This window comes from Nocardia sp. NPDC058518 (assembly GCF_042719655.1).
Lineage (GTDB): Bacteria > Actinomycetota > Actinomycetes > Mycobacteriales > Mycobacteriaceae > Nocardia.
The window spans coordinates 79,472-85,042 of the sequence record NZ_JBHXNJ010000020.1 but is presented as its reverse complement, the minus strand read 5'-3'; the positions used below and the strand labels follow the sequence as shown (position 1 = coordinate 85,042).

Sequence of the window (5,571 nt, the reverse complement as noted above, 5' to 3'; positions counted from 1 at the left end):
CAGCTGCGGCCCGTCTCTCGACCCGAGGGCGGGGTCCGACACTCGTGTCTCTGTGAATTTGTTGGGGTTGAGCGGGGGGGGGCCCCCCCCCCCCCCCACCCCCCACCCGTGCTACTTGTGGCGCGGCGTGCGGATCAGACCTTCCTGGACGACCGCGGCGACCAGATTGCCCTCGCGGTCCCAGATCTTGCCGCCGGTCAATGCGCGACCGAAGCCGGCCGACGGCGAGGACTGGTCGTAGAGCAGCCATTCGTCGGCGCGGAACGGGCGCAGGAACCACATGGCGTGGTCGAGGGAGGCGTTCTGGGTCGGTTCGTCGGGGTGGGTCACCTTCGACGAGCCGAGCAGCGTCATGTCACTCATGTAGGCCAGCGTGCAGACGTGGAACATCGGGTCGTCGGGCAGCTCGTGCCGGTACCGGAACCACACCTGCTGCGGGGAGACGGCGCCGTCGCGCGCGACGACCTGTTCCTGCGGCACCGTGCGGATGTCCCAGTGCTCCCATTCGCGCATGGCCCACAACCGCTCCGGGGTCATGGTCACGCTGGCGTCGGGCAGTTCGTCGGGGCCGTCGACCGAGGGCATCACGTCCTGGTGCTCCGGCCCTTCGTCACCGTGATGGAACGAGGCCGACATCGTGAATATCGCCTGCCCGTCCTGCACGCCGGTGACCCGCCTCGTGCAGAAGGACCGGCCGTCGCGGATGCGCTCGACCAGGTAGACGGTGGGTTCCTCCGGGTTGCCCGGTCGCAGGAAGTAGCCGTGCAGGGAATGCACCTGGAAGCTGGGGTCGACGGTGCGAACCGCCGAGACCAGCGCCTGCCCGGCCACCTGACCGCCGAAGGTGCGCGGTAGCTGAGACTCCGTGGAAGCACCACGGAAGATGTCGCGCTCCAGCCGCTCGATCGCGAGCGCCTCTTCGATTGTCGCCATGCGCTCGAGATTATCGCCTCGCCGACCGGGCGGTATGTCCGGCTCCGCACGGCGGCCCGAAATTTGCTGAGATGGTCCGGTGCCCACGTTCACTCCCACCTCGCCCGCCGCCCTCGCCCGGCTCGTCGCCGACGAGCTCGTCGAGCTGCCGGGGCGGCGGGTGCTCGCGGTCGACGGTGCCGATGCCGCCGAGCCCGTCGAGCTCGGCCGCCGGATCGTGGAGACGCTCTCGGATCGGGGCCGATCGGCGGCAGTGGTGTCGATGCACGACTACGTGCGACCCGCGTCGCTACGCATGGAATACGGGCGCGATGACGAATGGTCTTATCGCACAGCGTGGTTCGACTACGAGGCGGTGCGGCGCGAGATCGTGGACGCGATGCGGACCGAAGGGCGCTGGTTGCCCGCGCTGTGGGACGAGGAGCGGGACAGGTCCGCACGGGCGGCGATTCGCGCGGCGCAGGCCGATCTGGTGCTGGTGCTCGCGGGGCCGATGCTGCTGGGTCGCGGTCTGGATTTCGATCTCGCGATCCGCTTGGAGCTGAGTGAGCAAGCGGCGCTGCGCCGTACGCCCGCCGAGCAGCGATGGACGCTGCCCGCTGTGCGCGATCACACGGCAGAACATCCCGAGGAAGCGACCTGGACCGTCCGCTGGGATCATCCCGATCGGGCGGCACTGCGCGGCTGACATCGCGGAAACCGAGGCGGCGCAGACGCGAAAGCCCCGTCCGGAAATTCCGAACGGGGCTCGAGCGAGGACGATCAGGCGCAGGCGACCGAGGTCTGACCGAGGTTGGTCAGCATGCCGCAGGCCCACGACTTCTGGACCTTCCACTTGCCCTCTTCGGCCACGAACGGCACGTCGACGACATTGGTCTGGCCGTTGACGGTGAAGTTGGCCTTCGCGTTGACGCTGTCACCGAAGGAGGTCACCTCGGTGACCTGCACCTGGACATTGTTGGTCTGAACGGCTTGCGCCAGGCGGTTCGGCAGCTCGGGATCGGCCTCGATGCCCTGCACGAAGTCCAGCTTCTGGTCGTTGGGGACCGACGGATCCAGCGCGGTGGTGAGCTGGGTGTTGAGCTGCTCGACCGTCGGCACGGCGGGCAGGTTCGCGGCCGCCGAACCCTGAGCGCTGGCGCTGGTGGTGGTGGTCTTGACGGCGGGCTTGTCACCCTTGTCGTCACTGCACGCACTCAGGCCGAGGGCAGCGACCACAGCCAGTCCTGCGATCGCGACTCGTCCGGTCCTACGAAACTTCATCCACTCGTCCTTACGTCGGGTCGGAATCTCGCCCTCTGGGCGACGGCACGGATCGGCGCCACACAGCGCAGGCCTCGATGCCACGGCCAGGACGCTACCCAGTGATGTTGAGGAAACTCTGAGACACAGACAACGTGGGTCTGTGAGATACACCGGATTGTGATGCACCCCAGCATTACCCGGAACGCAGACCCGCCACCGCCTCGACTAGTCGGGCATGCGTCGGCGCGTCCGCTGCCGCGATCAGTCCGTGCGGCGCGGTGTGCAGTGGCTGCCCGGCGAGGCCGGTGACCACGCAGCCCGCCGCCTGGCACACCGCGATCGCGCTGCTGAAATGCACACTGTCACGGATATCGCCGCCGGTGATGTAGGCGGCGCGCCGTCCGGCCGCGACCCAGACAAGGGCCAGCGAGGTCGACAACACCCGTCCATGGAACTCGCCCGCGAAACCTTCGGCGTCGAACAGTCGCGCCGGGCTCGACCACGGGAACGGGTGATCGAGATCGACATCGACCAGGTGACTTCCGGCCTGCGGGCGCAACGGCTCGTCGCGGCCGCCCGCACGCCGGAACGCACCCTCCCCCGCGGTCCAGAACACTTCGCGGGCGAACGGGTCGGCGGTCGCCGCCACCTGCACGGAATCGCCGTCGCGCAGCGCGACATTGACCGCGACGAACGCGGTGTCGACAGCGAAATTCCTGGTGCCACAGAGTGGATCGATGAACCAGGTCCGATCACTTCGGGCGGAACCGGTGGTTCCCGATTCCTCGGCGACGAACCGGTCGCCGGGACACGCGGCCGCGAGGACATCGAGGATGGCTTTCTCGGCCGCGATATCGGCCTGCGTGGCGAAATCGTCGCCCTGTTTGGCGTAGTGAGTGAGCGGAGCGTGGAACGCCGACCGAATCACTTCCGAAGCGACTTCTGTTGCGTGGATTGCGATTTCACTATCTGAGTGGTGCACCGTTTCCAGGCTACGGACCGTGCCGCACCCCGGCAGGAGAACCAGCGGTCCGCAACCGCGCATGGGCGGTACGCCTAACGGGCCAGGTATACGGCGAGACCGAGTCCGCCGATCCCGACCGTCACCCGCAACACGCTCGGTGGGATCACTTTCACGACCGGCGGACCACACCAGCCACCCGCCAGCGCACCCAGGCCCAGCGCCAGCGCAGCACCCCAGTGCACCGGTCCGAAGGCCGCGAACCCGATCGCGGCGACCAGGTTCGCGATGCCGAGCAGGAAGCTCTTGAGAATCGATGCGCTCCAGATGGATTCGGAGGTACACAGCAGCATCATCGACAGGTAGATCACGCCGGCGCCCGCGCCGAAATACCCGCCGTACACGGATGTGAGCAGGATGCCGACCGGCACGATCCAGGGGGCGCTGAGCTCGCCGACATGGCGGCGGACCAGTGGTTGCACCAGCAGTGCGATCGACGCCATGGCCACCAGGAACGGCACGACCACCTCGAACGCGCCGTCCGGCGCGACCAGCAGGGCGAGGGCGCCGAGCAGCCCGCCCACGGCCGACAGCACCGCCCAGCGCACCAGAGTGGCCCCGCGCCCGATGAGTTCACGTCCGGAATTCGCGGTCGCTCCGACACCGACGGCGACCATGGCGACCGTATTGGTGACATTGGCCGCGACGGGCGGCAGACCGGCTGCCAGCAGCGCCGGATAGGAGACGATCGAGGCCATCCCGGTGACGAAACCGATCAAGCCGGTAAAGAATCCCGCGACGACCAGCAAGGACAAGTCGAGCGCGGTCACGGACCGACTGTACGGTATGACCAGTTGGCAGCAATTCCCGGGCATCCACCGCACGGGCGTGCGCGCGGCCGCTGGACGAGGGCCATCCGGGGCCCACATCGAACACCGCCCGCGGGATCGCGACGACGCGCCGAGGGCCGTGCCAGGATGTCACCGTGCAGATGACGACTTTCGAGCCGGGCGAACCACCCGTTCGACGTAACCGGCTGGACTCCAACACCGTTGCCCGCCTCGACGACGTCACCACCTTCGCCCAGCTGCTCGACGCGTTAGAGCTCGTCCGGATGGATCATCCCGACGCGCGGATCCTCTGCACGCTCGACGATCTCGGCCAGTGCGCGTACACGAGCATGCACGCCACCCTCGGGCTCGTGGAAGACGACAACCACGATCCCCACGCCCCGGACGACCCCGCTGCCACCCACCACGCCGAGAACGCCACGGTCTCCCGGATCGCCGCGCTGCTCGACAACCTGTCCGCCCGCGTGCCCTGGGAATCGTTGCGCGACACCCGCAATGCCTCCGAGGACGAACTCACCGCACTCGTCGCCGCCAACCGCTCCCCCGACCGCGTGGTCGACGACGTCGTCCTGATCCAGCGCGTCCCGGTGGACCGCGACGACCTCGCCATCGCCGGCATCCCCAACGGGTACTTCGCCGACGACTGGAGCACCTACGACAACCACACCGTCATCCGCCGCATGACCACCCACGGCTACCGCCACATCGCCATCGGTGCCTCCCTGCTCGCCTTCGCCCGCCCCACACCGCCCACCCCCGAACAAGCAGCAGCCCTGGTCACCGACCTCACCCACCTCTATGGTTCCGCCACCGCCATCGCCTGGCACGAACTAGCCGTCCTCCTGCCCACCCAGCGCCAGCTCATCCTCGGCTACGCCGAGAACTTCGCCGACGCCCTCACCACCGACACCGAAGGCGCGGCGGGCCAGCCGTAGGGGCGTCCCGGCCGCATCGTCACCGACCTGGTCCGGAGCCGACCTCGGTACCGGCGGTGCGGTCGACAACGAGAATGGTGAAGACGATGGCCGGAACGACCATCAGCGCCGCATTGGAGATCCACCAGATCGCGTTGAAATCTCCGTAGTAGGCCCAGAACGAGATCGCCATGAACCCGGCACAGAAGGTCAGTGTGAGCCCGATGGTGAGGACCACCCAGCCGAGCCGATGACGGCGACTGACCAGGTAGACCCCAACGAACCCGAATACCGCGGCGGCGAGATCGAGTGGGAAGAAGGACCAATTCCATGCCTGCATCATGGGATCGGAGTAGTCACGGAAGGCCGACTCCTTCGGAATCGCGTCGACCGCTACCGCCACCCAGTACAGCATCAGCAATGTGTCGGTGATCAGCAGCAGGATCTTTGCGACCTTCAGGCTCACGAAGCCACCCCACTTCTGACCGGAATTTGCCTGAGCTGCAATCGATTACACGTTGTTCGGCGCGACCCTATCATCGAACTCCTGCGGCGCTGAGTCGTCGCCCGAAAATGCCTCGGGGGGGGGGGGGGGTCCCCGGCCCCCCCCGGCGGACGGTGGTTTTTGCGCGAAGCAACCCGGCCCCCCCCCACCCCCCCCCCCCCC

7 protein-coding genes are annotated in these 5,571 nt (G+C 67.8%); 2 read left to right on the top strand and 5 right to left on the bottom strand.

Features of this window, described 5'->3' with window-relative positions; translation table 11 throughout:
• Positions 1-111 precede the first annotated feature (111 nt).
• Positions 112-933 (bottom strand): acyl-CoA thioesterase, encoded by an 822-nt coding sequence (locus tag ACFWPX_RS28680; protein ID WP_378914583.1) that lies wholly within the window; start codon positions 931-933, stop codon positions 112-114.
• 79 nt (positions 934-1,012) lie between these two features.
• Between ACFWPX_RS28680 and ACFWPX_RS28675 the strand changes: the two genes are divergently transcribed.
• Positions 1,013-1,621, top strand: coding sequence for a hypothetical protein (locus ACFWPX_RS28675; RefSeq protein WP_378930645.1), 609 nt, complete (start codon positions 1,013-1,015; stop codon positions 1,619-1,621).
• A gap of 74 nt (positions 1,622-1,695) precedes the next feature.
• On the opposite strand, the gene ACFWPX_RS28670 is transcribed toward ACFWPX_RS28675, so the two are convergent.
• The 3 genes from ACFWPX_RS28670 to ACFWPX_RS28660 form a co-directional block, all read right to left on the bottom strand.
• A complete protein-coding gene (locus ACFWPX_RS28670) occupies positions 1,696-2,196 on the bottom strand; it encodes a hypothetical protein (protein WP_378930644.1) in 501 nt (166 codons plus the stop codon).
• A gap of 175 nt (positions 2,197-2,371) precedes the next feature.
• Complete coding sequence (locus ACFWPX_RS28665; protein ID WP_378930642.1) at positions 2,372-3,223, bottom strand: inositol monophosphatase family protein; 852 nt, start codon at positions 3,221-3,223, stop codon at positions 2,372-2,374.
• 11 nt (positions 3,224-3,234) lie between these two features.
• The gene (locus ACFWPX_RS28660) at positions 3,235-3,969 is read right to left on the bottom strand and encodes a sulfite exporter TauE/SafE family protein (RefSeq protein WP_378914587.1); all 735 of its coding nucleotides are present in this window, start codon (positions 3,967-3,969) and stop codon (positions 3,235-3,237) included.
• A 155-nt stretch (positions 3,970-4,124) separates the two neighbouring features.
• On the opposite strand from ACFWPX_RS28660, the gene ACFWPX_RS28655 reads away from it, so the two are divergent.
• Positions 4,125-4,925 (top strand): hypothetical protein, encoded by an 801-nt coding sequence (locus ACFWPX_RS28655; protein WP_378930640.1) that lies wholly within the window; start codon positions 4,125-4,127, stop codon positions 4,923-4,925.
• Positions 4,926-4,944: 19 nt separating this feature from the next.
• Here ACFWPX_RS28655 and ACFWPX_RS28650 read toward each other — a convergent pair whose 3' ends face one another.
• Positions 4,945-5,370: a DUF5360 family protein gene (locus ACFWPX_RS28650; RefSeq protein ID WP_378930638.1), complete on the bottom strand. Its 426-nt coding sequence runs from the start codon at positions 5,368-5,370 to the stop codon at positions 4,945-4,947.
• Positions 5,371-5,571 lie beyond the last annotated feature (201 nt).